At 67.1% G+C, this 26,887-nt stretch carries 20 protein-coding genes; 8 read left to right on the plus strand and 12 right to left on the minus strand.

All coding sequences use genetic code 11. The annotated features are described in order from the left end of the window. Positions 1 to 63: 63 nt before the first annotated feature. The 6 genes from HMP06_RS13725 to HMP06_RS13750 all read right to left on the minus strand — a co-directional run bounded on the left by HMP06_RS13725 (position 64) and on the right by HMP06_RS13750 (position 5,464). Positions 64 to 1,068 carry a histone deacetylase family protein gene (locus HMP06_RS13725; protein WP_176498553.1) on the minus strand — a complete coding sequence of 335 codons (1,005 nt, stop codon included), beginning with the start codon at positions 1,066 to 1,068 and terminating at the stop codon, positions 64 to 66. Further along, positions 1,068 to 2,309, minus strand: coding sequence for a Na+/H+ antiporter NhaA (gene nhaA / locus HMP06_RS13730; protein WP_176498554.1), 1,242 nt, complete (start codon positions 2,307 to 2,309; stop codon positions 1,068 to 1,070). The genes HMP06_RS13725 and nhaA overlap by 1 nt, the downstream gene beginning before the upstream one ends. Before the next feature lie 20 nt (positions 2,310 to 2,329). Continuing rightward, positions 2,330 to 3,907, minus strand: a complete 1,578-nt coding sequence (locus HMP06_RS13735; RefSeq protein ID WP_176497582.1) for a lysine--tRNA ligase — start codon at positions 3,905 to 3,907, stop codon at positions 2,330 to 2,332. A 72-nt stretch (positions 3,908 to 3,979) separates the two neighbouring features. After that, entirely contained in the window at positions 3,980 to 4,471 is a 492-nt protein-coding gene (locus tag HMP06_RS13740; RefSeq protein ID WP_232089692.1) for a hypothetical protein, read from the minus strand. Beyond that, positions 4,449 to 5,210: a hypothetical protein gene (locus HMP06_RS13745; RefSeq protein WP_176497584.1), complete on the minus strand. Its 762-nt coding sequence runs from the start codon at positions 5,208 to 5,210 to the stop codon at positions 4,449 to 4,451. The genes HMP06_RS13740 and HMP06_RS13745 overlap by 23 nt, the downstream gene beginning before the upstream one ends. A gap of 80 nt (positions 5,211 to 5,290) precedes the next feature. Then, the gene (locus HMP06_RS13750; RefSeq protein WP_176497585.1) at positions 5,291 to 5,464 is read right to left on the minus strand and encodes a hypothetical protein; all 174 of its coding nucleotides are present in this window, start codon (positions 5,462 to 5,464) and stop codon (positions 5,291 to 5,293) included. A gap of 93 nt (positions 5,465 to 5,557) precedes the next feature. Between HMP06_RS13750 and HMP06_RS13755 the strand changes: the two genes are divergently transcribed. The 3 genes from HMP06_RS13755 to HMP06_RS13765 are packed head-to-tail and all read left to right on the plus strand — an operon-like array spanning position 5,558 to position 9,651. After that, a complete protein-coding gene (locus HMP06_RS13755; protein WP_176497586.1) occupies positions 5,558 to 6,322 on the plus strand; it encodes a sterol desaturase family protein in 765 nt (254 codons plus the stop codon). Between the two features lie 39 nt (positions 6,323 to 6,361). After that, complete coding sequence (locus HMP06_RS13760) at positions 6,362 to 9,118, plus strand: ATP-dependent DNA helicase (protein WP_232089693.1); 2,757 nt, start codon at positions 6,362 to 6,364, stop codon at positions 9,116 to 9,118. Continuing rightward, positions 9,115 to 9,651, plus strand: a complete 537-nt coding sequence (locus HMP06_RS13765; RefSeq protein ID WP_176497587.1) for a SixA phosphatase family protein — start codon at positions 9,115 to 9,117, stop codon at positions 9,649 to 9,651. The genes HMP06_RS13760 and HMP06_RS13765 overlap by 4 nt, the downstream gene beginning before the upstream one ends. Here HMP06_RS13765 and HMP06_RS13770 read toward each other — a convergent pair. Next, positions 9,648 to 10,184, minus strand: coding sequence for a YceD family protein (locus HMP06_RS13770; RefSeq protein WP_176497588.1), 537 nt, complete (start codon positions 10,182 to 10,184; stop codon positions 9,648 to 9,650). The genes HMP06_RS13765 and HMP06_RS13770 overlap by 4 nt on opposite strands. After that, positions 10,184 to 10,753, minus strand: coding sequence for a ubiquinol-cytochrome C chaperone family protein (locus HMP06_RS13775; protein WP_176497589.1), 570 nt, complete (start codon positions 10,751 to 10,753; stop codon positions 10,184 to 10,186). The genes HMP06_RS13770 and HMP06_RS13775 overlap by 1 nt, the downstream gene beginning before the upstream one ends. A 95-nt stretch (positions 10,754 to 10,848) precedes the next feature. Here HMP06_RS13775 and HMP06_RS13780 point away from each other — a divergent pair, with 95 nt between their 5' ends. Then, positions 10,849 to 11,355 carry an outer membrane protein assembly factor BamE gene (locus HMP06_RS13780; protein ID WP_176497590.1) on the plus strand — a complete coding sequence of 169 codons (507 nt, stop codon included), beginning with the start codon at positions 10,849 to 10,851 and terminating at the stop codon, positions 11,353 to 11,355. Between the two features lie 149 nt (positions 11,356 to 11,504). Beyond that, positions 11,505 to 12,011, plus strand: coding sequence for an RcnB family protein (locus HMP06_RS13785; RefSeq protein WP_176497591.1), 507 nt, complete (start codon positions 11,505 to 11,507; stop codon positions 12,009 to 12,011). A 62-nt stretch (positions 12,012 to 12,073) separates the two neighbouring features. On the opposite strand, the gene pbpC is transcribed toward HMP06_RS13785, so the two are convergent. Both pbpC and HMP06_RS13795 read right to left on the minus strand, forming a co-directional pair. Beyond that, positions 12,074 to 14,197: a penicillin-binding protein 1C gene (gene pbpC / locus HMP06_RS13790; protein ID WP_232089694.1), complete on the minus strand. Its 2,124-nt coding sequence runs from the start codon at positions 14,195 to 14,197 to the stop codon at positions 12,074 to 12,076. Positions 14,198 to 14,388: 191 nt separating this feature from the next. Continuing rightward, complete coding sequence (locus HMP06_RS13795) at positions 14,389 to 20,208, minus strand: alpha-2-macroglobulin family protein (protein WP_176497593.1); 5,820 nt, start codon at positions 20,206 to 20,208, stop codon at positions 14,389 to 14,391. A gap of 174 nt (positions 20,209 to 20,382) precedes the next feature. Between HMP06_RS13795 and HMP06_RS13800 the strand changes: the two genes are divergently transcribed. Both HMP06_RS13800 and HMP06_RS13805 read left to right on the plus strand, forming a co-directional pair. Next, on the plus strand, positions 20,383 to 21,762 hold the full coding sequence (locus HMP06_RS13800) for a glycosyl transferase family protein (RefSeq protein WP_269473380.1): 1,380 nt from the start codon (positions 20,383 to 20,385) through the stop codon (positions 21,760 to 21,762). 193 nt (positions 21,763 to 21,955) lie between these two features. Continuing rightward, on the plus strand, positions 21,956 to 22,777 hold the full coding sequence (locus tag HMP06_RS13805) for a hypothetical protein (protein ID WP_232089695.1): 822 nt from the start codon (positions 21,956 to 21,958) through the stop codon (positions 22,775 to 22,777). Positions 22,778 to 22,779: 2 nt separating this feature from the next. Here HMP06_RS13805 and HMP06_RS13810 read toward each other — a convergent pair whose 3' ends face one another. Beyond that, positions 22,780 to 24,678: a TonB-dependent receptor plug domain-containing protein gene (locus HMP06_RS13810; RefSeq protein ID WP_176497595.1), complete on the minus strand. Its 1,899-nt coding sequence runs from the start codon at positions 24,676 to 24,678 to the stop codon at positions 22,780 to 22,782. A gap of 161 nt (positions 24,679 to 24,839) precedes the next feature. Between HMP06_RS13810 and HMP06_RS13815 the strand changes: the two genes are divergently transcribed. Beyond that, positions 24,840 to 25,826, plus strand: coding sequence for a hypothetical protein (locus tag HMP06_RS13815; RefSeq protein WP_197940689.1), 987 nt, complete (start codon positions 24,840 to 24,842; stop codon positions 25,824 to 25,826). Positions 25,827 to 26,013: 187 nt separating this feature from the next. Here the strand turns inward: HMP06_RS13815 and HMP06_RS13820 are convergent, their stop codons facing one another. Further along, complete coding sequence (locus HMP06_RS13820) at positions 26,014 to 26,823, minus strand: flagellin N-terminal helical domain-containing protein (RefSeq protein WP_176497596.1); 810 nt, start codon at positions 26,821 to 26,823, stop codon at positions 26,014 to 26,016. Positions 26,824 to 26,887 lie beyond the last annotated feature (64 nt).

A 26,887-nucleotide genomic window follows, 5' to 3' on the forward strand; every position in this document is an offset into this window, starting at 1 on the left:
CGCCCAAGGTTTCCCGTGCCGGCCTGAGCCGCGCCTTAGCCCCTTTGCGCATGTCGGAGCGGGCTAAAACCCGCCCAGAAAACTCGCCACGTTCGCGCCCAAAGCATCGACGGCGTACCCGCCTTCCATCGCCACCACCGTCGGCCACCCACACGCCGTAATATCCGCCGCCAGCACCGCATAATCTGCAGTCGTCAGCTTGAAGTGCGAGATTGGGTCGCCCTCCCACGTATCCACGCCCAGGCTGACGATCAGCAGATCGGGCGCGAACCGAGCAATCGCCTCCAGCGCAGCACCCTGCGCGCGGCGGAACGGTTCCAGCCCTGACCCTTGCGGCAGCGGAAGGTTCAGCGTCGTCCCCAACCCGTCGCCCGCGCCCACTTCATCGGCATGGCCCCAGTAGAAGGGGTAATCCGTCGCCGGATCGGCATGGATGCTGGCGTAGAACACGTCGCGGCGCTCCCAGAAGATGTCCTGCGTGCCATTGCCGTGGTGATAGTCGATGTCGAGAATCGCGACCCGCGCCCGACCTGCATCCAGCGCCGCCTGCGCGGCAATCGCGGCGGTGTTGAGGTAGCAATAGCCGCCAAGATAATCCGCGCCCGCATGGTGCCCCGGCGGGCGGCACAAGGCGAAGGCGGCGCGCTCGCCACCCAGCACCGCTTGCGTCGCCGCCAGCACGCTCTGCGCGCTCCAATAGGCCGATCCCCATGTCTCCGCAGTCAGCGGGGTCGAGGCATCGAAGCTGTAACGCCCGATCAGCCCGTCGATCCGCTTGAGCTTAAGCGAACGCCGTCCGACCACCGGCCAGACATAGCCCATCGCATCCCCCGGCCGCCCTGCCGCCGCCCAGCGTGCGGGCGCCTCCTGCAAAAACGCCAGATAGTCTACAGTGTGGACGGCACGGATCGCCGCGTCGCCGTAGTCGACCGGCTCCTCCGCCCCGCCGATCGCGCGGACAATCATCTCGGCGCGCGACGGCGTTTCGGCATGCGCGGAAAAGCCGCCATTGTGGAGTTCGGTCGCGGGGGCGTGCGCCAATTGCTGCGGCGAGAAGAAGCGCCGCATCATGCCGCCTCGGCCATCCGTTTCGTGCGCGGTGCGAAGCGCAACACCAGAAAGCCAGCTATGCCCGACAGGATCGATCCGCACAGCACGCCCAGCTTCACCTCGTCGACCAGTAAGGCATTGTCCGGAAACGCCAGCCCACCGATGAACAGGCTCATCGTAAAGCCGATCCCCGCAAGCAGCGACACGCCGTAGATCTGCAGCCAGCTCGCCCCACCCGGGCGCCGCGCAAGGCCAAGCCGCTCGGCCAGCGCAATGCTGCCGACGATCCCGATCTGCTTGCCCAGAAACAGCCCGAGCGTGATGCCCAGCACCAGCGGCTCGGCGAGCGAGGCGATGCTCGTGCCGACGAGCGACACCCCGGCATTGGCAAAGCCGAACAGCGGCACGATCAGGAAGGCGACATAAGGATGCAGCGCATGTTCGAGCCGGTGCAGCGGGGATTCGGCCGAATCCGGCGCGCCGGGCGATTTCGTGATCGGGATCAGGAACGCGGTCACCACCCCGGCGATTGTCGCATGGACCCCCGACAGCAGCACCAGCAGCCATAGCACCACGAACCCGGCGAGATACGGCGCAAGCCGCTTCACCCCGCCACGGTTGAGCGCGTATAGTCCGCCTGCGACCGCCACCGCGCCCACCAGCGCAAGCACGTTGATATGGTCGGTATAGGCGACCGCGATGATCGCGACGGCCCCCATGTCATCGACGATCGCGACCGTCGTCAGGAACAGCTTCAGCGCAGGCGGCGCGCGCGAGCCGAGCAGCGCCAGCACCCCGATCGCAAAGGCGATATCGGTCGCCGCCGGGATCGCCCAGCCGCGCACCACCGCCGGATCGCCGCCTGCGACGCCGAGATAGATCAACGCCGGCACGATCATCCCCGCTGCCGCCGCAATGAACGGCAAGCGCCGCCGCTCCCACGTGGCGAGCCGCCCATCGACGAACTCGCGTTTGATCTCCAGCCCGACAAGCAGGAAGAAAATCGCCATTAGCCCGTCATTGATCCACAAATGCACCGTCATCGGGCCGAGCTGCTCGACCAGCACCGGACCGGTGGCGAAGTGGAGGAAATCGAAATAATCTTTGGCCAGCGCCGAATTGGCGGCGATCATCGCCAGCACGGCGGCGGCGATCAGTACGATCCCGCCCGATGCCTCGTTGATCAGGAACTGCCGCGTCGCCGAACGCGCCCGGCGGATGATCGCGCGCGGCACCCGGGCCAGCGCGGCGATCGGCATTGGGGGTGTCGGTTCAGCCATCAGTCCCCCAATGCCTCGGCAATCAGCGCGCGGGTATTGGCGATGCCGTACAGCGCGATGAAGCTGCCCATGCGCGGCCCTTGCGAGGACCCGAGCAGCGTTTCGTACAGCGCCCCGAACCACGCGCGTAACGGATCGAACCCGCCTTCGTTGCCGATTGCGTAGACGATGTTCTGCAAATTCACCGCAGACGCATCGGCGGGGGCAGCAGCAAGCTCGCGGTCGAGCCGTTCGAGTGCGGCAATTTCGATCCCCTCGGGCTTGCGGCGCTTGAGCGTCGGCGCGACATAATCGCGATTGTACGCCAGCGCATGGCCGATCAGCGCATCGAGCTCGGGGGTGATCTCGCCCGCGACGTAATTGCTGAGATAGCCGCGCATCTGCTCCGCCGTCGCGCTCGCGCCGAGCACGCCCGCAAGGTTGAGCAGCAAGCCGAACGTCACCGGCGGCACGTCGGACGGCACCGCGCCATCATGGATATGGTGGACGGGATTGCCGAGCTTCTGCTCCACGGCAAGCGCCGCATAGGTGCCGCGGAACTGGAAATAGTCGTCCACCGCGCGCGGGATGACGCCGATGTGGAGCTGCTTGGCCTTTTTCGGTTCGCGGTACGCGAAGAAGGACAGGCTCTCCTGCGTGCCATACTCAAGCCATTGGTCGAGCGTCAGGCCATTGCCCTTCGACTTCGAAATCTTCTCGCCTTTCTCGTCGAGGAACATCTCGTAGATCAGCCCCTCGGGCGGGCGTCCGCCGAGCACGCGCGCGATCTTGCCCGATTGCACGCCGCTATCGATCAGATCCTTGCCGTACATCTCATAATCGACGCCGAGCGCGACCCAGCGCATCGCCCAATCGACCTTCCATTGCAGCTTGGCGTGGCCCCCCAGCACCGATTGCACGAGCACCTCGCCATCGCTGTCGGTGAAGCGGATCGTGCCAGCGTCCGCATCAACCACTTCGACCGGCACTTGCAACACCCCGCCGGTCTTGGGGCTGATCGGCAGGATCGGCGAATAGGTCGCGGCGCGCTCCTTGCGCAGCGTCGGCAGCATCACCCCCATGATCGCCTGATAGTGGCGTAGTACGCCCTTCAGCGCATCATCGAACACGCCCGCCTCATATTGCGAGGCGGAGGAAATGAACTCGTATTCGAAGCCGAAGCGATCGAGAAAGTCGCGCAGCATCGCATTGTTGTGCGCGGCAAAACTCTCATACTTCTCGAACGGATCGGGAATGCGGCTGAGCGGCTTGCCGAGATGCGTCGCCAGCATCGCCTGGTTGGGTACGTTGTCCGGCACTTTCCGCAACCCGTCCATATCGTCGCTGAACTCGATCAGCCGCGTCGGCGCATCGGACAGCGTCTGGAAGGCATGGCGCACCATCGTCGTACGCAGCACTTCGTTGAACGTGCCGATATGCGGCAGCCCCGACGGGCCATAGCCGGTCTCGAAGATGATCGGTGCGGGCTGCCCGTCCCTCGCGGGTTTCCCCTCCGGATAGCGCTTGAGCAACTTGCGCGCCTCTTCATAAGGCCAGGCTTTGGAATCGAGAGCGGCGGTGCGGAAATCGGTGGTCATCGGGAGCGTCTAGCGCGGTGGGCGCGGTTCGTCACGGGTTGGGTTATACTAGGGGCAGAGCGAGTTCCGGTGTCAGGGTGCGACGGCGATGTGCGCGAGCCCGAAATCGCCGCCGGAACAGCCGGCGCTGGTCGCCACTGCAATCGGAACACTGCGCGATATATGAACGCCAAATCGGTCGAGGCTGCGCGGCACAAGACGATAGAGCAACGCTGTTAATTCGGGCGGGCCAACCGTGCGATTGCCGCGATAGAGATAGCGGACCGACCCGATCCGCGCCATTTGTTCGCGAAACGCCTCGGCATAATGCGCAGCGTTGACCGCGTCGCGCGCGGCGATCCGGCATGCGCCGCGTGTCCCGAAAAAGATCCAGCTCTGGAAGCGGTGCGGCTCGACGCGCACTGCGAAGCCCTGGCCGCGTAACATGGCGGCAATCGCGGCGTTGGTCTTGCCCGACAGTTCGACTTGCGGCGCCGAGGCAAGCGCGTCTTTCACCGCGAGCGACCCGATCGTCGCCAGTGCGAAGATGCCCGCCCAGATGCTAAGCGCGACGGGCGAGCGCATCATAGGCTCCGGCCCCGGTGATCAGCCCGGCTAACAGCAACCCGGCCCAGCCAAACAGCGTCGCGCCCGTGCCGAGATGCAGCCATTCGAAATCCGCCGGGAACAGTGCGATCGCCGACAGCCGCGCGAGATTGAGCGCGTACATCGCCGCCATTGCCGCCACGCCGACCAGGATCAGCCGGCGGTCGATCGTCAAATCGAGTAAGGCGACAACACAGCTCCACAGCAAGAGCGCCAGCGAGATGTTGTGGACCGAAGAACACGGCCCGCCGATCACGAACTGTCCGCCGCCGACAAACCCGACCAGATTGCCCGTCGCACCCGTCCCGACGATCGCGCCGACGATTTGCCCGTCCGCCGCGAGCACAATCGGGGCGAAGGCGAGGAGGACGATCTTGCCCCAGAGCAACGTTCCGCTGAGCGCAAGCAAAACCAGCGAGATGCGGCGCGCGCGCCCGTCCTGCGCGGTCAGCACGAGATAGGCACCGAGCAGAAATACGCCAACTGCCGCCGTCCACGTTGCGGGTAGCAGCGCGCACAGCGCCGTAATGCCTAGCACGATGCCATCGCCGCGCCGCCATGCCGAAGCACCGGGCTCAACCGCAATGCGCAGCGCCGCGAACAGGCCGAACCACAGTACCGCGCTGACCCCGGCCAGCGATACGATGGCATCGATCAAGCCGGCTTCGTGGATCGACCCAAGGATCGTGTCGGCCAGCGCGTTGATCGCAGCGAACACGCCGACGCCCGCAAAGCCGACGGCGCGATCAACGGCGAGACTGTTAAGCGAGAAATCGTACGGTGCGGCGTGGGCCGCGCTCAGCGCTGCGCCCGGCGCTTGAGTGCGCGGTAGCCGAGACCGATCAGCGCGACGGCACCAAGTCCGACGCCTGCAATGGGGGCAGGAGTGGCCGGAAGACCGGCGAAGGCGGGAGCAGCTTCGGTCAGCAGCAGCGTGAAAGCGGCGGCGGTGAAAGCATGGTTACGCAACATTGGAAAATTCCCCCCTTGTGGTCAGGCGGGCAGCGTAGCATCCCGGCAGTGGCACGCAAGGTGCCAGGCAAAAGGAATTTGCAGGTGGGGCAGGTGAGCTGGATTTGGGCGGCAGCGCTCGCCATCTGCTTCGTGTCGCTCGCGCTTTTGGAATCCGTGATTCCCGCCTCGCGGGGTACGCGGCCACCGGGCACCACCGACGCACGACTCGTCACCAATTTCGGGCTCGGTCTGCTGACGATCGGCATGAGCGGCATGTTGCCGGTCTCGACGCTCGCCGCCGCCCTGCTTGCCGGGGATAAGGGGATTGGACTCGGCCAGTCAGTCGCTTTGCCGTGGATTGTACTGTTCGCACTCCTGCTGCTCGCGCGCAGTTTCACAACCTATTGGGTGCACCGGGCGAGCCATGCGATCCCGTGGATCTGGCGCGTCCACCGCGTTCACCATGCCGATGCCGCGGTTGATGTATCGACCGCCTTGCGCAATCACCCGATCGAATTGCTGATCGTCGCGCCGGTCGCGGCGGCGACGGTGTTGCTGATCGGCCCGCCGGTCACGGTCGTGCTCGCGGTCGATACGCTGCTGTTCGCGCTTGGCCTATGGCAACACGCTAATATCGCGCTGCCGCGACCGATCGAGCGTATGCTTGATCGGATCGTGGTCACCCCCGGCTTCCACCGCGCGCACCACGCGCCGGACCGCGCGTGCCATGATCGTAACTATGGAGATTTGGTGCCGCTGTGGGATCGCCTGTTTGGCACGCTCGCCCCACCCGCCGACCGCGCAGCGCCGGTTGGGCTTAACCGGGCGCATCCTGATCGGCTGCTGGTGCAATTGCTCGATCCGGCGCAACGGTGACGCGTTGCCATTTCGTTCTGCTCGCGCGATAGGTTGGGCGTGACCAACACGTTCCAACCCGTGCTCCCCTACCCCGCCCTCCACGCCAGCCACAGCGGCATCTGGATCGCGGATGAGACCGGTACGCGGCCGATCGGCAGGGGGGAGGCGATCCGGATTGCGGCGGATACGCCGGTGATCCTGCTCAACGCCGCGCTAATCGGGCAGCGGCTGGGCTATGCCGATTTGTCGGGGCTCGATCTGCTCGAACTGTTCGCGTTTCTGTGTCCGGCGCGCTTCATGGTGCCGACGCCGCGTGGCCTCGCGCGCGTTGCCGGGCTGCCTGCCCCGCGCGAGGATGCCGAGGTGGCGAGCTTCCTGCGCGCCGCGACCACCGCATTGCTAGGCATGACCGATCCGGGCAGCGACTGGCCCGAGCGCGAAGGCGCATGGACGGCGGCGCAATCCTTGTTCCGGCTGCGCTGGACCTGGGCACCGGTGCTGGCGCAACGGTTGAAGAAACCCGAAGTGGCCGAACGCTGGCTCTATTCGAAACTGCCCGAATGGTCTGAAGGCGCGCCCCGCCCGCAACCGCGCACCGTGACGCTTGATCCGGCGGAAACGCAGGCCCGCCTCGCCGCGCTGACCGGTTCGGCGGCCGAGCAACGCCAAGGCCAGCGCGCCTATGCCCAGGCCGCGCGCGAGGCATTCGGGCCGCGCATGACGGCGGGTGCGCCCAACATGGTGCTGGCCGAGGCGGGCACCGGCATCGGCAAGACGCTCGGCTATCTCGCGCCCGCCTCGCTCTGGGCGGAAAAGGCCGATGGCGCGGTGTGGGTGTCGACCTTCACCAAGGCGCTGCAACGCCAATTGGGGCAGGAAAGCGCCCGCCTCTTCCCCGATGCCGCAATGCGCCGCGCAAAGGTGGTGACGCGCAAGGGCCGCGAGAATTACCTGTGCCTGCTCAACCTTGAGGATGCGTTGCAAGGCGGGTTCGCCGGGCGTGCTGCGGTCCTCGCGCAGCTTGTCGCGCGCTGGGCGGCGTATAGCGCCGATGGCGATATGGTCGGGGGCGATCTGCCCGGCTGGCTGCCGACGTTGTTCCGCCGCAACGGTGCGACCGCTTTGACCGACCGGCGCGGCGAATGCGTCTATGCCGGCTGCCCGCATTACCGGAAGTGCTTCATCGAACGCAGCAGCCGGGCGAGTGCAGAGGCCGATCTGGTCATCGCCAACCACGCTTTGGTGATGGTCAATGCCGCGCGCGGCCGCGAATCGACCACGCGCCCGACGCGCTATGTTTTTGACGAAGGGCATCATATTTTCGATGCCGCCGACGCGATGTTCTCAACCGCGCTGACCGGCAGCGAGACGATCGAGCTGCGCCGCTGGGTGATCGGTCCTGAGTCCGGCGGGCGCGGGCGGCGGCGTGGGCTCGCGGCGCGGCTATCGGATGTCGCGAGCTATGACGAGGGCGGCGGGCGAGCGATTGCCGACGCGGTAGCGGCGGCGCAGGCGCTCGCCAGCGACGGCTGGCTCCAGCGGATCGGTGAAGGCGCGCCGTTCGGCCCGATCGAGGCGCTGCTCGCCGCGGTGCGCGGGCTGACCTATGCCCGTGCCGAGAAAGAGGGCGAGGCGGGCTATGGCCTCGAAACCGAACTGGCCGAGCCCGATCCCGCGTTGATCGAGGCGGCGGGCCCGGCGGCGGAGGCGCTCGATGCGCTGGTCCGTCCGCTGGTCGCGCTCGGGCGACGGCTCGAGGCGGTGCTCGACGAAGCGCCCGACTGGATGGACGGCCCCGCACGCGCCCGGATCGAAGGCGCGGTCGCCTCGCTCGCGTGGCGGGCGGATACGGTCGCGGCCTGGCTGTCGCTGCTGGCGCGGATCGGCGGGCCTATCGCTGGCGATTTCGTCGACTGGCTCGCGGTCGACCGGGTCGAGGGGCGCGACTATGATATCGGGCTGCACCGCCACTGGCTCGATCCGACGCGGCCCTTTGCCGAAACCGTGCTGAAGCAAGCACATGGCGTGCTCGTCACTTCGGCGACGCTTCGGGGCGGCGGCGCCGATAGCGAGCAAGGCTGGGACGTGGCCGAGGCGCGCACCGGGGCCAACCATCTGCTGCGCGGGGCGAGCCGGTTCGCCGCCGAATCGCCGTTCGATTATGCGTCTCAGGCAGAGGTGCTGATCGTCACCGACGTCAAGCGCGGCGACATGGGCGCACTCGCCAACGCCTATGCGCGGCTGGGCGTGGCGAGCGGCGGCGGGATGCTCGGGCTGTTCACCGCGATCCGGCGGTTGCGCGGGGTCCATGCGCGGATCGCCGACCGGCTCGCCCGTGAGGGGCTGCCGCTCTACGCGCAACATGTCGATCCGATCGACACCGGCACCTTGGTCGATATCTTTCGTGATGATCCGGCGGCGTCGTTGCTCGGCACCGATGCGCTTCGTGACGGCGTCGATGTACCGGGCCGCTCGCTCCGGCTGGTCGTGCTGGAGGGCGTGCCGTGGCCCAAGCCGACCGTGCTCCACGCCGCGCGGCGGCTGGCCGGCGGCGGTAGCGCCTATGATGACCGGATCGTACGCGCGCGGCTCGCCCAGGCGTTCGGGCGGCTAATTCGCCGCGCCGACGATCATGGCGCGTTCGTTCTGCTCTCCGCTGCGATGCCCTCGCGGCTGCTGACGGCGTTTCCGCCTGGCGTTTCGATCCGGCGCGTCACGCTCGATGAAGCTGTTCCGCGTGCAGCGGCGCTTCCCTCGGTTACACAAACGGGGCATGAGGCGCGCGCGACTGCGGCGACGGAGACGAATACGTGAAGACGCTCACCTTGCTCCGCCATGCCAAATCGGATTGGAACGACCCGGCGCAGCGTGATTTCGATCGCGGACTGAACGCTCGGGGGAAGCGCGCGGCGGCGCTGATCGGCGGCTACTTGCGCAGCGGTAACGCGATGTTCGATCATGTGGTCGCGTCGCCGGCGGTGCGTGTGGTCGAAACGCTCGAGCAGGTCGAAATCGGCTATGGTCGCACTCTCGCGCCGCTATGGGACCGGCGGATCTATCTGGCGTCGGCGGTCACGTTGCTCGATGTCGTACAGGAGGCTCCGGCCGAAGCGGCGCATGTCCTGCTGGTCGGGCACAATCCGGGGCTGGAGGATCTCGCTTTGTGGCTGGTGCCCGAATCGGGTGATCCGCCGCGCGTTGCGCTGGAGGTGAAATATCCGACCGCGACGATCGCCGAAATCACGTTCGAAGGGGGCTGGCGCGACCTGGCACCCGGTGGCGCGCACCTCGCCCGTTTCGTCCGCCCGCGCGATCTCGATGCAACGCTTGGGCCGGACGAGGATTAATCCTTTCCGAACAGGCCCTTCAACCCGGCCAAAGCGCCCGCCGGTTTCGCTTCCTCCTCGCTGATCACCCCCGCCGCGCGCAGCGCCGCCGCCGCATTCGGCCCACGTGGGAAGGGATCGAGCGCCAGCGCCATCGTCTCCGCCGCCGCCTCGCCCAGATCGACGCCATTCCCATCATAGGCCATCGTGTCGAGCGCATCGCCGTCGAGTTCGATCTCTTCCTCGGCCGCAGCCTCCCGCTCGGTCACGAAGCGCAGCGCCACCTCCTCGGAGACCGTCACCGGCAGCGGATCATCGGTGACCGAACAGGCTTGGACCACCGCCGCTTCGACCCGCCCGCGCGCGACGATCCCGCTGGCGTCGCGCTGTACGGCGAAGCGCGCCTCGAGCCGATCGACCGCCAGCAGCCCAAAGCGCGCCGCCAGCGCAGCGCGCTCGGTCTCGTCCGCGGTGATCGAAATGCTGCGCGCACCCGCACCGATCGTATCGATTCGCTCGATCCGGGAGAATTCCGGGGTAGGCTCGCCCGACATCAGGGCATCCGCCCGTCGATCAACGCGGCGGCGGGCGTCGCGGCCAGCGCATCGCGGAGCGCGAACAGCGCGGCTTGCGTATGCGCGAGCGCCGCGGGCGCCGGCGTCACGCCGCGATAGAGGTTGCGAACCAGCGCCGTCTCGAGATCGCCAGCAGCCAGTCCGTCGCGATAGGCCCCCAGCCGCCCGCCGAGCATTCCCATCATCTTGCCGATATGCTTCCCCACGCCGATATCGCCGACCCCGCTTTCGCGCAATTGGCCGTCCATGTCGGTGACGAAGCGCTCGGTCAGCCGCGCGCTTGCCGGGCCCGCGCTGGCGTCGCCCTCCAGTCGCAGCAGCACCAGCGCCAGGATCGCGGCGACCATGTCGAAACGCCCGTCGAGCGTATCGGGAACGCCGCCCGCCTCATACCAATGCGGCGCGCGCGCGGATGCAATCACGCCATCGTACAATGCCAGGGCGACCGCGTCGCGCTCGCGGCCCAAAAGTCTGTCGAACCAGCCCAAAATCCACTTGTCCTTGGTCACATCATGGTCGCGCCCTTGTTTGGCCGCGTTTCCCGGCATATTGAGGCAGACGGTCGGCGATGCAATGCGTTGTTGCCAGAATCGCCTGCCCAGAATTGCCTACCACGGTTGCGTGCCCTGAACGGAGAGTGTCGATGCGTCTGAAGTCCGTCCGCCAGATGACGGCTGTCGCCCTGCTCGCTGTGGTTGGGTTGGGCGCGAGTGCATGCGCGCCGCTCCGGTCGCACCAGGGCTATGTCGTCGATCCCGATCTCGTAAACTCGGTTCAGGCCGGCACCGACACGCGCCAGTCGGTGCTCGCGGTGCTGGGCAAGCCCAGCTTCACGTCCGAATTCAACCAGGGCGATTGGTATTACATCTCCCGCGACGCGCGCAATTTCGCGTATAATAATCCGCGCGTGCGCGACCAGATGACGCTGCGCATCAGCTTCGACGAAAGCGGTGTCGTGTCGGCGGTACGCCGTTCGGGGGTGGAGCAGGTCGCGTCGATCAGTCCGTCGAGCAAGACCACGCCGACGCTCGGCAAGAAGCGCAGCTTCTTCGACGAATTGTTCGGCAATATCGGCACGGTCGGCGCGGTTGGCGGCGGCGGGCAGCAGGGCGGCGGCAATAACACCGGTGGCGGTCGCGACACGCCGTAACGATCTTGGCCTCCACATGGGCTGAGACACTTTGATACAACCCTGACCGAATCCTGACGGCGGCGTTCGCGCGCCGTTCAGGGGCGCGGCGCCATAACCCTCTGCATGGTTCGACCTTCTCAACCGGTCGGCCACAGATGGAGGATATGATGCGGAAATTCATTATTACCGCGCTGATGGCCGCAACGCTGATACCCGTTGCCGCAAGCGCGCAATCGAATGCCGAAGTGCGCCGCGACCGGCAGGATCTTCGGTCCGAACAGCGCGATCTGCGCGACGCCCGTCGCACCGGCGACCGCCGCGACATCCGCGATCAGCGCGAAGACGTGCGCGATGCACGCCAGGAACTGCGCGAGGACGTCCGCGACCGCAACCGCGCTTATGGTCGCAACGATTGGCGCGGCTGGCGCGATCGCAATCCCGTCAACTTCAATCGCGGAAACTGGAACGCGCCGTTCCGCTACAACGCGTTCCGTCCGGGTCTGCGGATTTCGAGCGGCTATTACGGTCAGCGCTATGTCATCGCCGATCCGTGGCGCTATCGTCTACGTCGTCCGGCTTACGGCCAGCAATGGATCCGGCATTACAATGACGTGATCCTGGTCGATACGCGGCGTGGCGTTGTGATCGACGTCAATCGCGGCTTCTACCGCTAAGCTTCAGCGTTTCGTCACGGGCAGCGGCCGCGTTCCTTATGGGAGCGCGGCCGTTGGTCGTTTCAGCGGATCGTGAACAGTACTTGATCGACCACGTGGCCGCCGACATCGGTCAGCCGCAAGCGGTGGACGCCCGGCGCGGCGATGATCGCGGGACTCGAATCCGCCGCGCCGAGGTCGGTCTTGTCGAGCCACAGCCGGTGCGCGGTGGCGGCTCCCGATACGTCGATCGACAGTCGCTGCCGGTCGGGCGGAATGTCGGGGTCGATCGCATAGACGCTGCCCGAGACCGGATTGGTGATGCGCGGGCGGCGCGATTCGGGCGGCGCGAAGGCGATCCGCGCCTGGCCGGTGCCGGTCAGGAAATATTCGGTGCGGGGTTGCTCGATTGCGTTCGCAAAGCTGATCGCCTTGGCCTCGACCCCGGCGGGGCGCGGCGGTGCGCTGCCACGTTGCTCGGCATTCAGCGCGAGCATGATGTCGCGCCACACTGGGGCCGCCCCGCTTGCGCCCGACACCGCGCGCATCGAATCGCCTTCGAGATTGCCGACCCACACGCCAACGGTGTATTTCTGCGTGAAGCCGATGCACCAATTGTCGCGCATGGCTTTCGATGTTCCGGTTTTGACTGCCGCCCAGAAGGGCAGGCGCAGTGCTGAATCGAGCCCGAAAGTCGCGACGCGGGCGTTGGGGTCGGCCATCATGTCGGCGACCAGCCATGCGGCCTGCGGGGTGGTGACGGCGCGACCAGCCTCGCGCCGGGCATCGAGCGTGAGCCGCAGCGGCGACCAGCGCCCACCTTGCGCCAGGCTGCGATAGGCGTTCGCCTGTTCGAGCAACGTCACTTCGGCTGAACCGAGTGCCAGCGAATAGCCGTAATACGCGCCATCCTCGACCAGCCCGCGATAACCGCTGTCCCACAGCCGATCGCGAAACGGCTCGACCCCGACGAGCAGCAGCGTCCGCACCGCCGGGACGTTGAGCGATCCGGCAAGCGCGGTGCGCGCCGACACCGGCCCCTTGAAGCCGCGGTCGTAATTTTGCGGCACGTACAGGCCCGACGCCGTGTCGAGTTGCACCGGCGAATCATCGAGGATCGAGGCGGGGGTGAGGTAGCCGCGCTCGATCGCCTGCGCGTAGAGGAACGGTTTGAGCGTCGATCCCGCCTGGCGATAGGCATTCGCGCCATCAACCGACGCCGCGGTCGAGGCCCCGCCAATGCCGCCGACATAGGCCAGCACCTCGCCACTCGCATTGTCGATCACCACCGCAGCACCGTCGCGCGCGCGCGTGCCGCCAAGGCCCTGTAATTGCCGTTTCAGCGCGACGATCGCCAGCGTCTGGATGCGCCGGTCGAGCGTGGTGGTGACCTTGAGGCCGGGTTTGGTCAGCAACCGATCCGACAGATGCGGTGCGAGGCCGGGATCGAGCGCGAGGCTACGCGCCGGGCCGAGCATCGATGCCGCCTCGCCGGCAAAGCGCGCGCAATCGGCTTCGTGGCTGACGGCGCAGGCACGGCGCGCGACGGCGGCGGGGTCGGCCTGCGGATTGGGCAGCAGTGCCGCCAACAGCACCGCATCGTCACGCGCGAGCGCATCGGGGGTCTTGCCGAACAGGCCGAGGGCGGCGGCGCCGATGCCCTGCGCCTCGCCCCGAAACCCGGCGAGATTGAGGTACGCCTCGAGGATCTGGTCCTTCGACCAGCCCGCTTCGAGGCTCCAGGCCGCGCGCATCTGGCGGAGCTTGTCCCAGAAATGGCGCTTGCCGGGCGCAGCGAGATCGGGCGCGAGGAAGCCCGCGACTTGCATCGACAGCGTGCTCGCGCCGCGTGCGCGCTCGCCCCGTGCCTTGTCGCGCGCGACACCGGCCAGTGCGAGCAAGTCGACGCCGCCATGGCTGAAGAAGCGCTTGTCCTCGACCCCGACGATCGTTTCGCGGGTGACCGGCGAGACGTGGTCGAGCGCGGTCCACCCCAGCCGCCGCGCGGTGAAATCGACGCGCGCGCTGTCGATCAGCGCGCCGTTACGGTCGTAGAGCCACGCTTCGGACGGGTGCCAAGCGCTGCGGACTTGCGCGTAGGCTGGGAGTGGCGGGGGGAGCGTGGCGTAGTCGATCGCGAGGAAGGCGAGGATGGCGAGCGCGAGGGCGGAGAGGGTGAGGCCGCGTTTGGTCCGGAGGCGGGACAAGATCGCAGCCGCGCCGTTGCCGATTCTAACGTTCACGGTCTCAAGGCGCGCCCACAGCCGCGCGCCACCCCGGCGAACGCCGGGGCCCAGTTGCGCTAGCCATTGGAAGAACGCGCTCCGCTCGAACACTCAAATCGCTCGCTACTGGGCCCCGGCCTTCGCCGGGGTGGGGCCTCAGGGGAAGGCAGAGACTAGCGCTGCACCACAGTTACCGGCGCAAGCGGCAGTTGCGCGCGGATCGCGGGCGAATACATCGCTTCGACCCGGCTCGGCGGCAGGCTGAAGCGGCCCGCTCCGTTGAGGCGCAGCATGTACGACGCGCTAAACGCCCCGCGTGGAACCCAGCCATAAAAGGCTCGCCACGAATCGTTGCGCCGCTCGACATAGGCTGGGACCACACCGGCCTGGATTTCCCACAGCTTGCCATCGGCATCGCGCGCCTGAAACTTGCTGCCCGGCCCGGCCGAGGCCTGACCTGCCAGGATCTGCGATTGCCCGCCGAGATCGCCGATGATCGTCGCGCCTGCCGGGATCGGATCGTTGATCACCACCCAATTGCGCTCGGCACTTGCCTTTACCGTGATCGTCACCTTCACGACATCCCCGCGCGTGAGAACGCCCTTGGTCCGCGCCTGTACCACCTCGACGTTGCGCTGCATCTCATAGCCCGCGAACAGCGCCTTGGTCAGCGGCACCGCCGCCGAGACGGACACGTTCGCCCATGGCCCGGCGCCAGCGTGCGACAGTTTGAGCGGGGTCAGCATCGCCGGCAGCGTGAAGCTCGCCGAGCGTACGGTCGTCGCCAGCGGCCACGCCTTGCTGATCGTCTGCCCGCCGAGGCTCATCGTGGTCGATCCAACGATCGCGCTTGCCGGATAAAGGCTGGCGAACTTCTTCGCGGCGATCGTGCCCCAGGCGTTGGCGGTGGTCGTGTCCCACCGGCCCTTGGACTGGCGCAAAGCGACGCCGACCATCATCTTCGGCGCGTCATCCTGCCAGCCGGGGCGGCCGAGCGTCGCGATCACAGCCTTGATCGACGCCTCGTCACCCGACGACATCAGCCACCACGGCTGGTTGCTGCTGTCCGACAGATCGAGCCGCGTGCCTTCATAGACCAGCCGCGTGCGCAGCGTGTCGGCAGCCGCCGCCTTCAGCGCGGCGCCGTTCGCCAGACCCGAGAGGTGATCGAGCGAGACGACATAGTCGGCGAGCAACGCGGTCGGCATTTCCTTGGGCGTCATGCTCAATTGCCCGAGCATCGCCGGGGTCGCGGCATTTGCGCGGGCGAGTGCGTTGAAAGCGTAAACGCGCTGGAGCCGAACATCGCCATAGTCCTCGTGGCGGAGGCGCCCGTCGAGCACCGCCTTCAACCCCTCGATCATTTTCGCGCGCGGGCCTTCCGGGATCGTCAGCCCCGCATCCGAGGTCATCGCCAGCACATAAGCGGTCAGCGCCTCCGACCCGCTCAGGCTCCCCGACGGCCAGTAGCGCAACAGCCCGTCCTCCGCCTGATAGGCCGGGATTTCGCCCGCGAGTGCCTGCCACTGCGCGGCATCGCCCAGCGCGACCGCGCGCGACAGCCGTTGTTCGAAGCAATCGTAGGGATAGCGCGCCATGAACGCCCGCACCCCTTCGAGTGGCGGCGCGAGCGTGTCGTCGAGCCGGATATCGACCGTCCCGCGGCCCGCGATCGCCCCCATCGGCGGCTGGATCGGGATCGTGGTATCGGCGCCGATGCGCGCGAGCGTGCCCGCCCAAACTTCGACCGGATAGAGCGACTGGACCGCCTGATCGGTGGTGATCTGGTCGACCGCCTTGCCGTCCGACGATTTCGCGCTGACGTGCCAGCGCAGCCGGTCGAGATTGGCGGGCGCGGTCAGATTCCACGCGACCGGCACTGCGCCGCCCGCCGGGATCATGACGGTCAGCGGTTTGCCTTGCGCAATCGCCGGGGTGACGTCGACGGTCGCGGTGACGGTCATCGGCTTGTCCGATCCGTTGCGCAGCGTGAACCCTGCTGCATAGAAATCGCCGCTGCGCACCACCGGCGGGAGACCTGCAAAGATCGACAGATCCTGCGCGGTGCGTACGCTCGCTATGCCGGTGCCGTACAATTGCGCGCCATCGGTAGCGATCGCGACCAGCTTGAACGAAGTCAGCGCGTCGGACAGTGCGACGGGAATGCGCGCATGGCCATTGGCATCGAGCGCGACATGGCCCTGCCACAGGATGACCGGCTTGAAATTCTCGCGGTTGAGGCCCGATCCGTCGGCCGCGCCGCCGCCATCGCCGCCGATTTCGACGGCTTTCTTGCCATAATGCCGCTTGCCGACGACTTGCGTCTGCGCGGTCGAAGTGATGACCGACAGCGGGCGTTCACCCATCAACGCGGTCAGCACGTCCCAGCTATCGTTGGGCGCAAGCTGCAACAGCGCTTCGTCGACCGCGGCAAAGGCAAGATCGGCACCGCGCGCTGGTTTCCCATCGGGGGTTTTCACTTGCACATCGACTTGCGCGACGTCGCGCGCGGCGTAGCGCGTGCGGTCGGCCTTGACCGCGACGTTCAACTGATGCGCTTCCCAGCCGACCTTCACCTTGGCGATGCCGATGCGGTAGCTCGGCTTGGCGAGATCGACCAAAGCGGTCGGTTCCTGCCCCTCGGGCGGATCGCTGGCGAGCCCGACCGAGCGGGCAACGCCGTGCAGCCACGTCCAGAAGCCGCTCTCGGTCCGCCCGCGCACGACCATTACCGAGACGAACACGTCGGGCGCATAGCTGCCCGGCATCTTCACTTCGACCACCGGATCGGTGCCGCTGAGTTCGGTGACGTACGACGCGAGCACGCCCTCGCGCTCGACCGTGACGAGCGCGGTTGCCTGACGGAACGGCATGCGCACCTGAAACTTCGCGATGTCGCCGGATTTGTACGACAGTTTTTCGGGGATGACGTCCATCCGGTCGCCATTGTCGCCGCCGAACCACCAATCGTCCTTGCCGGCCAGCCACACGCTTTGCGTCGCGCGCGCTTCGTTACCGTTGGCGTCCTTGGTGACGGCCACCGCATAGACTTCGCCCGAAATGCCGGGATCGAGCTTGCACGTCGCCAGCCCCTGCGCATCGGTTGTCGCCGTGCAGCTTTGCGCGAGCTTGGTCGTCTTCATGCGATTGTCGTACGCATAGAAGCCGCCGATCAGCCGCCGCCGCGCAGTAAGGATCTGGCGGCTGTAGAGCGCGACCGTGATCGACTGGTTGGCGATCGGCTTGCCATTGGTGTCGAGTGCCACGAACCGCAGCCGCAGATCGTCCTGCTTCATCAGCCAGCCGTCGGTCTTGACGCCCAATTGCACGCCGCTGGCATAGATCGGGATGCGCTTGGACGCGGTCAGGACTTCGCCATTCGCATCCTGATAATCCATCTCGACCAGCATGTCGGTCGTGCCATCGAGGCCTTGCGGGATGCTCAGCGTCTGCTTCGCAGTGCCGTCACCGCCCAAAGTCGCGGGCAGCATTTGCGTTGGGGGGAGCGGGGTCTGTTCCTCCTCGCCGTCACCGTTGAGCGGTCGCGTGCCCTCGGCAATCGCCTTGCCGCCGAAGCTATAGCCTTCATAGCCGTCGGGTTTGGAATCATGCCCGAAATAGCCGACGCGCATATCGACCGCGAGGTTCGACGCACCCCCGCCCGAGAGATACCCGACGAAAAGGTCGAGCGGCAGCGTGGTGGGGCGGATCGCGGCGTCCTTCGGCCCGGTCACGCTCGCACGCATCGTCGGCAGCTTGAATTCGTCGACCTTGAAGCTTTGCCCGGTCTCGATCGTGCGATCGTCGGCGATCACAGAAAGGTCGTAATCGCCCATCGGCGCGCCGGCAGGCGCGGTCCATTCGTTGGTGCCGATGCCGTTCGCATCGATGCTGAGCGGCAAATCGAATTGCGTATCCGATCCGCGATGTTGCAGCCGCAGCGTGCCGGAAACCGCCGGAGCCAGGCCGAAGCCCGCGCCGACCGAGGTGCGCAGGATGTGCTTCATATGCACCGTCTCGCCCTGCCGGATCAGCGCGGTATCGAACACGGTGTGGAGCGTCTCACCGCGCGCCGAATAGCCATAGGGCAAGTCGAAATCATACGGCCGTATGCCCTGGCCCCATTCGGTCAGCGTGAAGCTGAAATCGTCGCCGACGCGTGCCGAGATCATCAGCGGTGCCTGGCCATATTTGCAATCGCCATACGTTTCGGGCGCGGGGAGGCCGGGAGGTGCGTAGACAGCGCCGCTCTTGTCGGTCGTGCCGTGCGCAAGGCTTGCGCCGGTGCAGCTATCGGTGATCCGCACCGCCGCGCCCGCGACGGGCTTGCCGGTGTCGAGCGCAGTCACCCAGGCGAGGCTCTTCTCGCGGCCCCATTTGAAATGCACTGCCATATTGGTGACGAGCGCGGCGGCAGCGACATAGCGCGGGGCTTTGCGCCCGAGCAGCGCTTGCCCCAGCACGGGACTTGCCAGTTCGACCACGTAGAAGCCCGGCTTGCCCCCGCCGAGCGGCATGCCGACGACTTCAAAATCCTTGCCTTTGCCCGGTAGCCCGACTTTGAACGCGGCACCCTGTTTGCCGAGGATCGCGGTCGCACCGGTGTCGTTGATCGTTACCGATTCCTTGCCGCGTTTCTCCTCATGGCTGTCATTCTGCCCGGCCTTGTCGACCGTGCGCAGCCATTCGGCGATCGTGCCGTCGGTGCCATCGACGCGGAAGGCTTGTCCGGCGATCGTCAGGTTCTGGCCCTGCAACGCCGGTTCGACATTGCGCACCGTCACCGGCAGGACGCCGCCCTGCTTCGATTCGAGTATGCCGAAGGTCGCGGCGAACTTCACCAGCGGCGGCGCGGCGCCGAAGCGCACGTCGAGCGGGAAGCGCGCGGCGTTGGAGAGTGGCCGCCCGCTTTCGTCCTTCACGCCTTCGGGCAGTGTGAGCTTGCCCGTCTGTGCCTCGGGCAATGGGGCCTTGAAACCGACCGCTGAGACGGTTGCATTGGTCTTCGTGTCGCCGCGCTCGCCATCGTTTTCGGAATCGAGGATTGTTGGGGTTAGCAGCTTGCCATCGGCGGTCTGGATGCGGATTTGCTTCGCCAGATCGGTTGCGATCGGCGCGGAGAAGCGCACCCACGCCTTTTCGACCGGGTTGCATCCGGCGGCGGCATTGACGCGGCTGCATTCGAACTTCGCAGTGAAGGGCTGGCGCACGGTGTAATCGAAGCGCTGATCGGTGCCTGCGGTCTTGCCACCCGCGCCTGCGATATTTGCGCCCCATACCAAAGCCATGTCGGTGCCGGCCGGCAACGGGCGACGGCAACGCAGCGCGGTCACGCCGGCATAGGCTTTGGCACGGTCGGCAGGCGCGGGGATCGCGGCGGGCAAGCCGCCGTTCTCCAGGAAGCTGCGCACAGTCCAGCTATCGGTGCCGAGTTCACCCAGGATCTTGCCCGCCAGATCGGGCGCGAGCACGTCGACCGGGATCTTCTCGCCGATCCCCTTGACCGAACAATAGGCATTGGCAGCGACCGAGGCCGGAGTAGCGGGCAAATTCGCCGCGACGAGGAAGACCTGGTCTTCCTCGATTTCACTCGAATCCGGCCCCGGCAAGACCGCCCGCGCAACCGGGCCACCGGCATCGACGGTGAATTCGCGCTGGCCGGTGGCGGCATAGCCGCTGACGCTCTTCAATCCGTCGCGCAGCGCGAATTTGCAGACCGTGCCGCCCGGCAGGCCGCTCGCGAAATCATAGACGAAAGTCTGCGGATCGACCCAGCGCCCCTGTCCACTCACCGCGCAGGATACTTCAAAGGGTGATGCCGCGCGCGGATCGCCCAGCGGCACCATCGGCTGGTTGAAGCGCGTGGTGAAGCGTTCGATCGCGCCGTCCCCGACGCCGGGCGTGGCGAGGATGACTTGCGGGCTCGAATCGCCGAATGCGGCAATCGGCGCGACGGCAAGGGCAAGCAGTGCGATTCGGTACGCCAGCTTCATCATGCCCTCCCAAACAGTAACAACGATCTTATACCGCGACGAACCGTGCAAGTATAGCGACGAACGGAGCAGTTTACCGCAAATTTGCGCGACCGTCGCAGATGTTGAAGACTGTCTAGATCGACTCGGGGGTGCGGTCGAGGGGAGCGATGTGCGGTGGGGGCAGAGTGGGCTTTGGCTGCGCTCGACGCGGTCTCGCGAGAAGCGATGTACTTCGCCGCGATCGGTTTTTTGATCGGCGGGCTCGACGATCTGGCAGTCGATCTCGCATGGTGCTGGACGTGGCGGGCGCGGCGGACGCTGGCGGTTCCCGCGCTGCTGGAGGCCTATGCCCCCACGCCGCGCCGGATGGCGGTGTTCGTGGCGGCTTGGGAGGAGGCCGAGGTAATCGGCGCGATGCTCCGCGCGACCCTCGCCCGGCTCGATCATCCTGATTATCGGCTCTACGTTGGCACCTATCCCAATGATCGTGCGACGATCGCTGCGGTGGCCGATGTCGCGGCGGATGATCTGCGCGTTCGGCTCGTGATCGGCGCGCACGATGGGCCGACGACCAAGGCCGATTGCCTCAACACGCTGTGGCGCGCGCTGGAACGGGATGAGGCGCGCGGTGGGGGGCACGCGGCGGCGGTGGTGCTGCACGATGCCGAAGATGTCGTGCATCCCGGCGAACTCCGCGTGTTCGATGCGCTGATCGGCGACCATGCCGTCGTGCAGGTCCCGGTACTGCCGCTGATCGATCCGGCGGCGACGTTGATCTCGGGCCATTATGCAGACGAATTTGCAGAGGCACATGCCAAAAGTCTGGTTGTACGCCAAGCGCTTGGTGCGGGATTGCCACTGGCGGGGGTCGGTTGCGCGATCGACCGTGCGATGCTCGATCGGATCGCATTGGCGCAGGCTGGGCTGCCGTTCGATGCCGGATCGCTGACCGAGGACTACGAATTGGGGCTGCATATCGCGGGCCTCGGCGGGCGTGGCGTGCTGGCGCGCGTGCGCGAGCGACCGGGCGGACCTTTGGTCGCGGTGCGCGCTTACTTCCCGTCGACGCTCGACGCGGCGGTCCGGCAAAAGGCGCGGTGGATGACGGGGATCGCGCTCGCCGGATGGGACCGGATCGGCTGGACCCGAACGCTCGACTGGCGCGAGCATTGGATGCGGATGCGCGATCGCCGCGCCCCGCTTGCGGTCTTGGTCCTGGCGGTGGCGTATGTCGCTTTGGTGGCATGGGGCGCTTCGCTCGTGGCGCATGCGGTGGCGGGCGTGCCCGCGCCGCCAGTATCGCCAGCGATGGAGTTGCTGTTGCGCGTCAACGCGGCGCTGCTCGGCTGGCGGCTCGGCTCGCGCGCGCTCTTCACCGGTTTTGCCTATGGCTGGCGCGAGGCATTGTGGTCGCTGCCGCGTGCACTCGTTGCCAATCTTGTCGCCTTGCTCGCGGCGCGCCGGGCGGTGACCGCTTATGCCCGATCGCTGCGCGGTGGAGCGCTGACCTGGGACAAGACACACCATGTCTTTCCCGACGATGTCGTCGCGCGCCGAGAAAGCGAGGCGTAATGCCAGGGCAAGGCAGGCCGCTGCGTTTTCTAGGCGCTGTGCTCGGCGGATGGATCGGCCTGCGCGTCGTGATGCTGTGGCCGCAACTCGATTCGCCCGCAGCGATATTGCGCGCAGTGGCCCCGCCGCCGATCGCTGCTGCGCAGCCCCCACAGAACGCGCACCCCAGCGCCGTGACAGGGCGCGGCTTGGTGTGGACACCGGGGCCCCCCGGCTCGCGCGCCGCCATAGCGCTCGCACCGCGCCGCGCCGCCGATCCCACCCGCGTCGCGCTCGCCTTGCTTGGGCTAGTGCGCTTCGGCGATCCCGTGCCGGTGGAGGATACCGCCGCATTGCTGCCGGGCATCCCGCGCCCGATCCCGCCCGCACCGTCGCTGCGGCCACCGTCGCGCTGGTCGCGCAGTGCCTGGGTGGTTGCGCGCGGTGGCGCGGGGATCGCACCGGGGGGCTGGGCGGCCAGCTCGGTGGATCACAAGCGGGTGCTCGGGTCGCGTATCTTTTCGATCGCAAGCATCGCATCGCGCTCGCGGGTCGCGTCACATCTCCGCTCGGGCGCGGCCTGCGCGAGGCGGCGATCGGCGTGGAGTGGCAGCCGACGCGCCTGCCCATCCGTGTGGTCGCCGAACAGCGCTTCGCCGTGGATGGCGGGCGCAGCGGCCCTGCGCTTGGCATGGTCGGCGGTATCGGCCCGGTCGCGTTGCCGCGCGATTTCCGGCTGGAGGCTTATGGTCAGGCGGGTGTGATCCGCCGCGCGGTGACCGAGCCCTATGCCGATGGTGCCGTACGCATTGCGCACCCGCTCGCGACTGTCGGCGGCGTGCCGATCGATCTGGGCGCCGGGGTGTGGGGCGGTGCGCAGCGCGGCGCGGCGCGGCTCGATCTTGGTCCGTCGGTGGGCGTATCGCTCCCGCTCGGCCAGCAAAGGGTGCGCGTGATGCTCGATTGGCGGCAACGTGTGGCGGGCGATGCCCGGCTAGGTTCAGGCGCGGCGCTGACGCTCGGTACCGACTTTTAGGCCTAGCGCGCGCCGACCACTACGCTGACGAGCAATCGCCGCCCGAGTTCGGGGAAGCCCACCGCCGTCTCGGCCCGGCTGTCGGCGAGATTGCGCAACACCGCGCTCACCGCGACCCCGCCCGAACCCGTCCAGCGCGCACCGATATCCGCCTGCGCCCGGCCGCGTGTCGCGACCAGCCCGGTCGGTACCGAGCTGTCGGCATAATCGCCGTTGAAGCGCACCGCGCTGTTCAGCTCGATTCGGCGCGACGGACGCCAGGCGAGCCGGAGATTTCCCTGCCAGTTGGGACGGTTGCGCAGGGGCGTCGGGCTGTCGATGTGGAGCCAGGTCAGCGCCCCCGACACGTCGATCGTGCGCCCGGCACGCAGCGTCGCGTCGCTTTCTATGCCCCTGATTGTCACCCGGTCGCGATTGACCAGCGCGAAGCTCTGCGGGTCGAAATCGATCAGGTCGCGGAAGCGATTATCGAAATAGGCCAGATGCAAACGGTGTCCGCCGCGCGTCCATTCCGCGCCCGCCTCCCAATTGCGGCTGCGCTCGGGCCGCAACCCGGGCCGACCGATTAGCGGATTGCCGAGCGCATAGAAGCTGGGAAGCTTGAAACCGGTGCCGTAGCGCGCGAACAGCACCGGCAGATGCGCCGCCGGCTGCCACCCCATCCCACCGCGCCCGGTCCATACCCGCGGACCGCCGCGAACCGCATCGTAGCGCCCCGCCGCGGTGAGCGTGAAGCCCAGACCGGGACGCAAAATACCTTCGGCAAAACCGCTCAGCGTCCGCCGATCGATGCGGAAGTCGGTCGGCAGCGGGAAGCCAAAATCGATCGTGCCGGTGCTGCGGCCGTGTTCGTCGAGCAGCGCCCCGCCGACCGTCGCGGTCAGCGGGCCAAGCGTCGCGGTCACATCCGCGATCGCCTCTACCCGCGACAGCCGGTTGCGCACGGTGATCGCCGGGACCGCCGACAGGATCCCGGGGCGGATCGCGGGGGTCGCCGACTGGTCGGTCTGCTGCGACCAGCTGAGCGACAGATTGGGCCGCACCGCCGCCTCCGGGCCGCGCCGCAGCGACGCGCCGAGCGTCCACACGCTACCGCTGCCCGTCTCCTGCGCGCGGTTGACCGCCAGCCGCGGACCGCCGCTATCCTGCGGAAAGGCGCGATGCGCGTTGGTCGCGTACAGGCCGAGCAGCGCCGCGTCATAGCCGCCGATCCGCTGTCGCAGCCGCGCAATGCCTTGCCCACGCTGCACGTCGGATCCGGCGTCGCTTGCGCCGCTGTCATAGGCCGCGGCACCGAGCAGCAGCCCGCCGCTCTTCCAGCCGTGCGCGAGCGTGACGCCACCGCCGCGCTCGCTGTCGCTGCCCGCCATGACGCGGCCGCTCACGTCGGTGGACGCGCGTCGCGGGTCGCGCAGCCGGATGTTGATCACACCGGCCAGCGCATCCGACCCGTGCACCGCCGAAGCAGCCCCCCGCTCGACCTCGACCGCCGCGACCAGAGCGGGGTCGAGCAAGGTGAAATCGAAGGCACCGCCCTGGCTGTTGGTCGCATTGTGCACGCGGATGCCGTCGAGGAGCACCAGCGAGAAATTGGGCTCGCCGCCGCGCACTGAAACGAAGCTGCCCCCGCCGACGCCATTGGTCGACACCGCGCGCACCCCTGCGACATCGTTGAGCGCATCGAGCAGCGTGGGCGGCTGCAGCCGCGCGATCGTCTCGGCCGAAATCGTTGCGGGGGCCGCGGTGCCATCCGAGCCGGTGCGCGACGCGGTCACCACGATCGGTGCGGGGTCGCTCGACTCGGTCGCGCTTTGCGCCTGAGCCGTACCCGCCGCGACGGTGCAACTTACGACCGCCAGTGTGGCCGCACCGATCCGATTACGCATAGCAACGATCATCATTTGCGGCTTCCCCCCAACACCCGTTTGGAATGTGGCAAATTTATCGGCGGCGGTCACGGCCCGGCGGGCGGTGAAAGGACCAATCCGGGCGAATCGCCGATTGTGTCCGCTTGGCAGCGGGCGTAGCCAGGGATCCTCGGCTTTTAGCGAGGACAAGCGCGATGATCGGTGCTCTGAAGCCTATCGTTCGAATGGTCGCCGTGGCGGGGCTTGGGTTGGCCGCGTCGTTCGGCAGTGCGCAGACCTACGAAACCTACGGCGTCCATAACGATCCCAAGGTCAGCCCGTGCCAATCGCCCGATTGCCGCTATCCGCGCGCGCCGGGCACGCCCGCCGATCCGGTCTATCCGGCCTATTGGTCGGCGAAGTGGACGATGTACCGGGTCTTCAACAGCTATCAGAAATACGGCCCGCCCTATCGCGGTCGGCCGCCGCTCCCGCTGCGTCCGGGGCGTGATTACGAGATATCCTACGGCGCGACCTATTATGATTCGACGTGGCGCGGACGCTCGGGCGAGGGCGCGATGATGGAGCATTACGACAAGCGCTGCTTGCCGATCTTCCCCATCTCGAACCATTTCACCTGCTCGTTCATCTCGCTCGGCGACACAGCTTTTTTCGTCACCTATCCGCAGGATCGGCCAAAGGGCATGCCGCCGGTGTGCCTGTTCTCGCCTGCCAACCACCCGCCGCGGCGCGATTTCATATCGCATCTGCCGTATAGCGCGGGCGACAGCGCGCGGATCGGCCCGGGCGGGCAGGGCTATTCGTTCTGGATCGCGGCCGATGGCGGCAAAGTGGTGCAGACCGGGGCCAGCCCTGATCGCACCGCCGACCAGGCGATCCTGTTCGGCTATGGGTTCAAGGCAGACGGCAGCGCGCAGCAAGTGCCACAATCCTTCTATTTCTCGGGCTATCCGCTCGCCCCCGCCAATGCGCCGATCGTCAGCCAGAATTACACCAGCTTCGCGCCCGTTCGCCCCGATCCGGCCAAGACCTGGAATCAAGTGAGTGGTCTCGATCCCGCCACGCTGCCGGCGTGCCATTTGTTCGACCCGGTGAGTAGCCCGAAGGATGCGCTGATGGGCAAGTCCGTTGGCACGCGCGCGCCAACCTGGGGCGATATCGGGCGATGGAGGAAACGCTAGTCCTGGAGCGGTAATCCTGCGGAGCCGCTCGCTTCGCGATGCCGGGGTAACCACGCCGACGCGAAAAACCCCGGTGGCCGATCGGGCCACCGGGGTTCTTGCTAGACCGTCCCTCGCCAGGGAGCCAGGGATAGCCCGCTCGGCCCCGACACCCTTATAGGGGGGCGGGTGCCAGGGCCGGTCTCGTTTAGCCGAGCAGCTTCAGCACGCCCTGCTGCGACTGGTTCGCCTGGGCGAGCAGTGCGGTCGACGCCTGGCTGAGGATCTGCGCCTTGGCGAGGCTGGTCGTCTCGGTCGAGAAGTCGACGTCTTCGATCCGGCTGCGCGCGTCGGTCAAATTGGCGACATTGGTTGTCAGGTTGTTGACCACCGAGCTCAGACGGCTCTGGCCGGCACCGAGCGAAGCGCGGGTCGTGGCCACTGCCTTCAGCGCCGTGTCGAGATCGGTCAGCGCTGCCGTGGCACCGGCTGAGGTCGAAATGTCGGATGCGATCGCATCGTCGAGATCGATGCCGCCGACGTTGAGGGTGACAGTATCCGTGCCTGCCGAACCGGTCTGAATCTTGACCGTTGCAGCAGCCTTGCTGAGCAGCGAAACGCCGTTGAAGTTGGTCTTGCTCTGAATGTCGGTCAGCTGACCGGTCAGCTCGGTAACTTCGGCCTGCAGGTTAGTGCGGTCGTCGTCGCTATAGGTGCCCGATGCGGACTGAACCGACAGCTCGCGGACGCGCTGCAGGATGTTGGTGACTTCGCCGAGCGCGCCGTCTGCCGTCTGCGACAGTGCGATGCCATCGTTCGAATTGCGGATCGCCTGGTTCTGACCCTTGATCTGCGAGGTCAGCGACGATGCGATGGCGAGGCCGGCGGCGTCGTCCTTCGCGGAGTTGATGCGCTTGCCGGTCGAGAGGCGTTCGATGCTGGTCTGCAGCGCTGCGCTTGCCGAGTTCGAGGCGTTGGTCGCGCGGAGTGCGGCGACGTTGGTTCCGATAACAGTCATGGGTCTATCTCCATTATGGTCCGGCAATCCCGCCGCCCCCTATCGGAGAGCCGAGCCGCCAAAG

The organism is Sphingomonas sp. HMP6 (assembly GCF_013374095.1).
GTDB lineage: Bacteria > Pseudomonadota > Alphaproteobacteria > Sphingomonadales > Sphingomonadaceae > Sphingomonas.

Coding starts and splice junctions, on each gene's coding strand:
- HMP06_RS13810 (WP_176497595.1), bottom strand. CDS start 24,678: ATGATGATCGTTGCTATGCGTAATCGGATCGGTGCGGCCACACTGGCG.
- HMP06_RS13820 (WP_176497596.1), bottom strand. CDS start 26,823: ATGACTGTTATCGGAACCAACGTCGCCGCACTCCGCGCGACCAACGCC.
- HMP06_RS13780 (WP_176497590.1), top strand. CDS start 10,849: ATGCGTCTGAAGTCCGTCCGCCAGATGACGGCTGTCGCCCTGCTCGCT.
- HMP06_RS13795 (WP_176497593.1), bottom strand. CDS start 20,208: ATGAAGCTGGCGTACCGAATCGCACTGCTTGCCCTTGCCGTCGCGCCG.
- HMP06_RS13815 (WP_197940689.1), top strand. CDS start 24,840: ATGATCGGTGCTCTGAAGCCTATCGTTCGAATGGTCGCCGTGGCGGGG.
- HMP06_RS13750 (WP_176497585.1), bottom strand. CDS start 5,464: ATGTTGCGTAACCATGCTTTCACCGCCGCCGCTTTCACGCTGCTGCTG.
- HMP06_RS13770 (WP_176497588.1), bottom strand. CDS start 10,184: ATGTCGGGCGAGCCTACCCCGGAATTCTCCCGGATCGAGCGAATCGAT.
- HMP06_RS13740 (WP_232089692.1), bottom strand. CDS start 4,471: ATGCGCTCGCCCGTCGCGCTTAGCATCTGGGCGGGCATCTTCGCACTG.
- nhaA (WP_176498554.1), bottom strand. CDS start 2,309: ATGCCGATCGCCGCGCTGGCCCGGGTGCCGCGCGCGATCATCCGCCGG.
- HMP06_RS13775 (WP_176497589.1), bottom strand. CDS start 10,753: ATGCCGGGAAACGCGGCCAAACAAGGGCGCGACCATGATGTGACCAAG.
- HMP06_RS13735 (WP_176497582.1), bottom strand. CDS start 3,907: ATGACCACCGATTTCCGCACCGCCGCTCTCGATTCCAAAGCCTGGCCT.
- HMP06_RS13725 (WP_176498553.1), bottom strand. CDS start 1,068: ATGCGGCGCTTCTTCTCGCCGCAGCAATTGGCGCACGCCCCCGCGACC.
- HMP06_RS13785 (WP_176497591.1), top strand. CDS start 11,505: ATGCGGAAATTCATTATTACCGCGCTGATGGCCGCAACGCTGATACCC.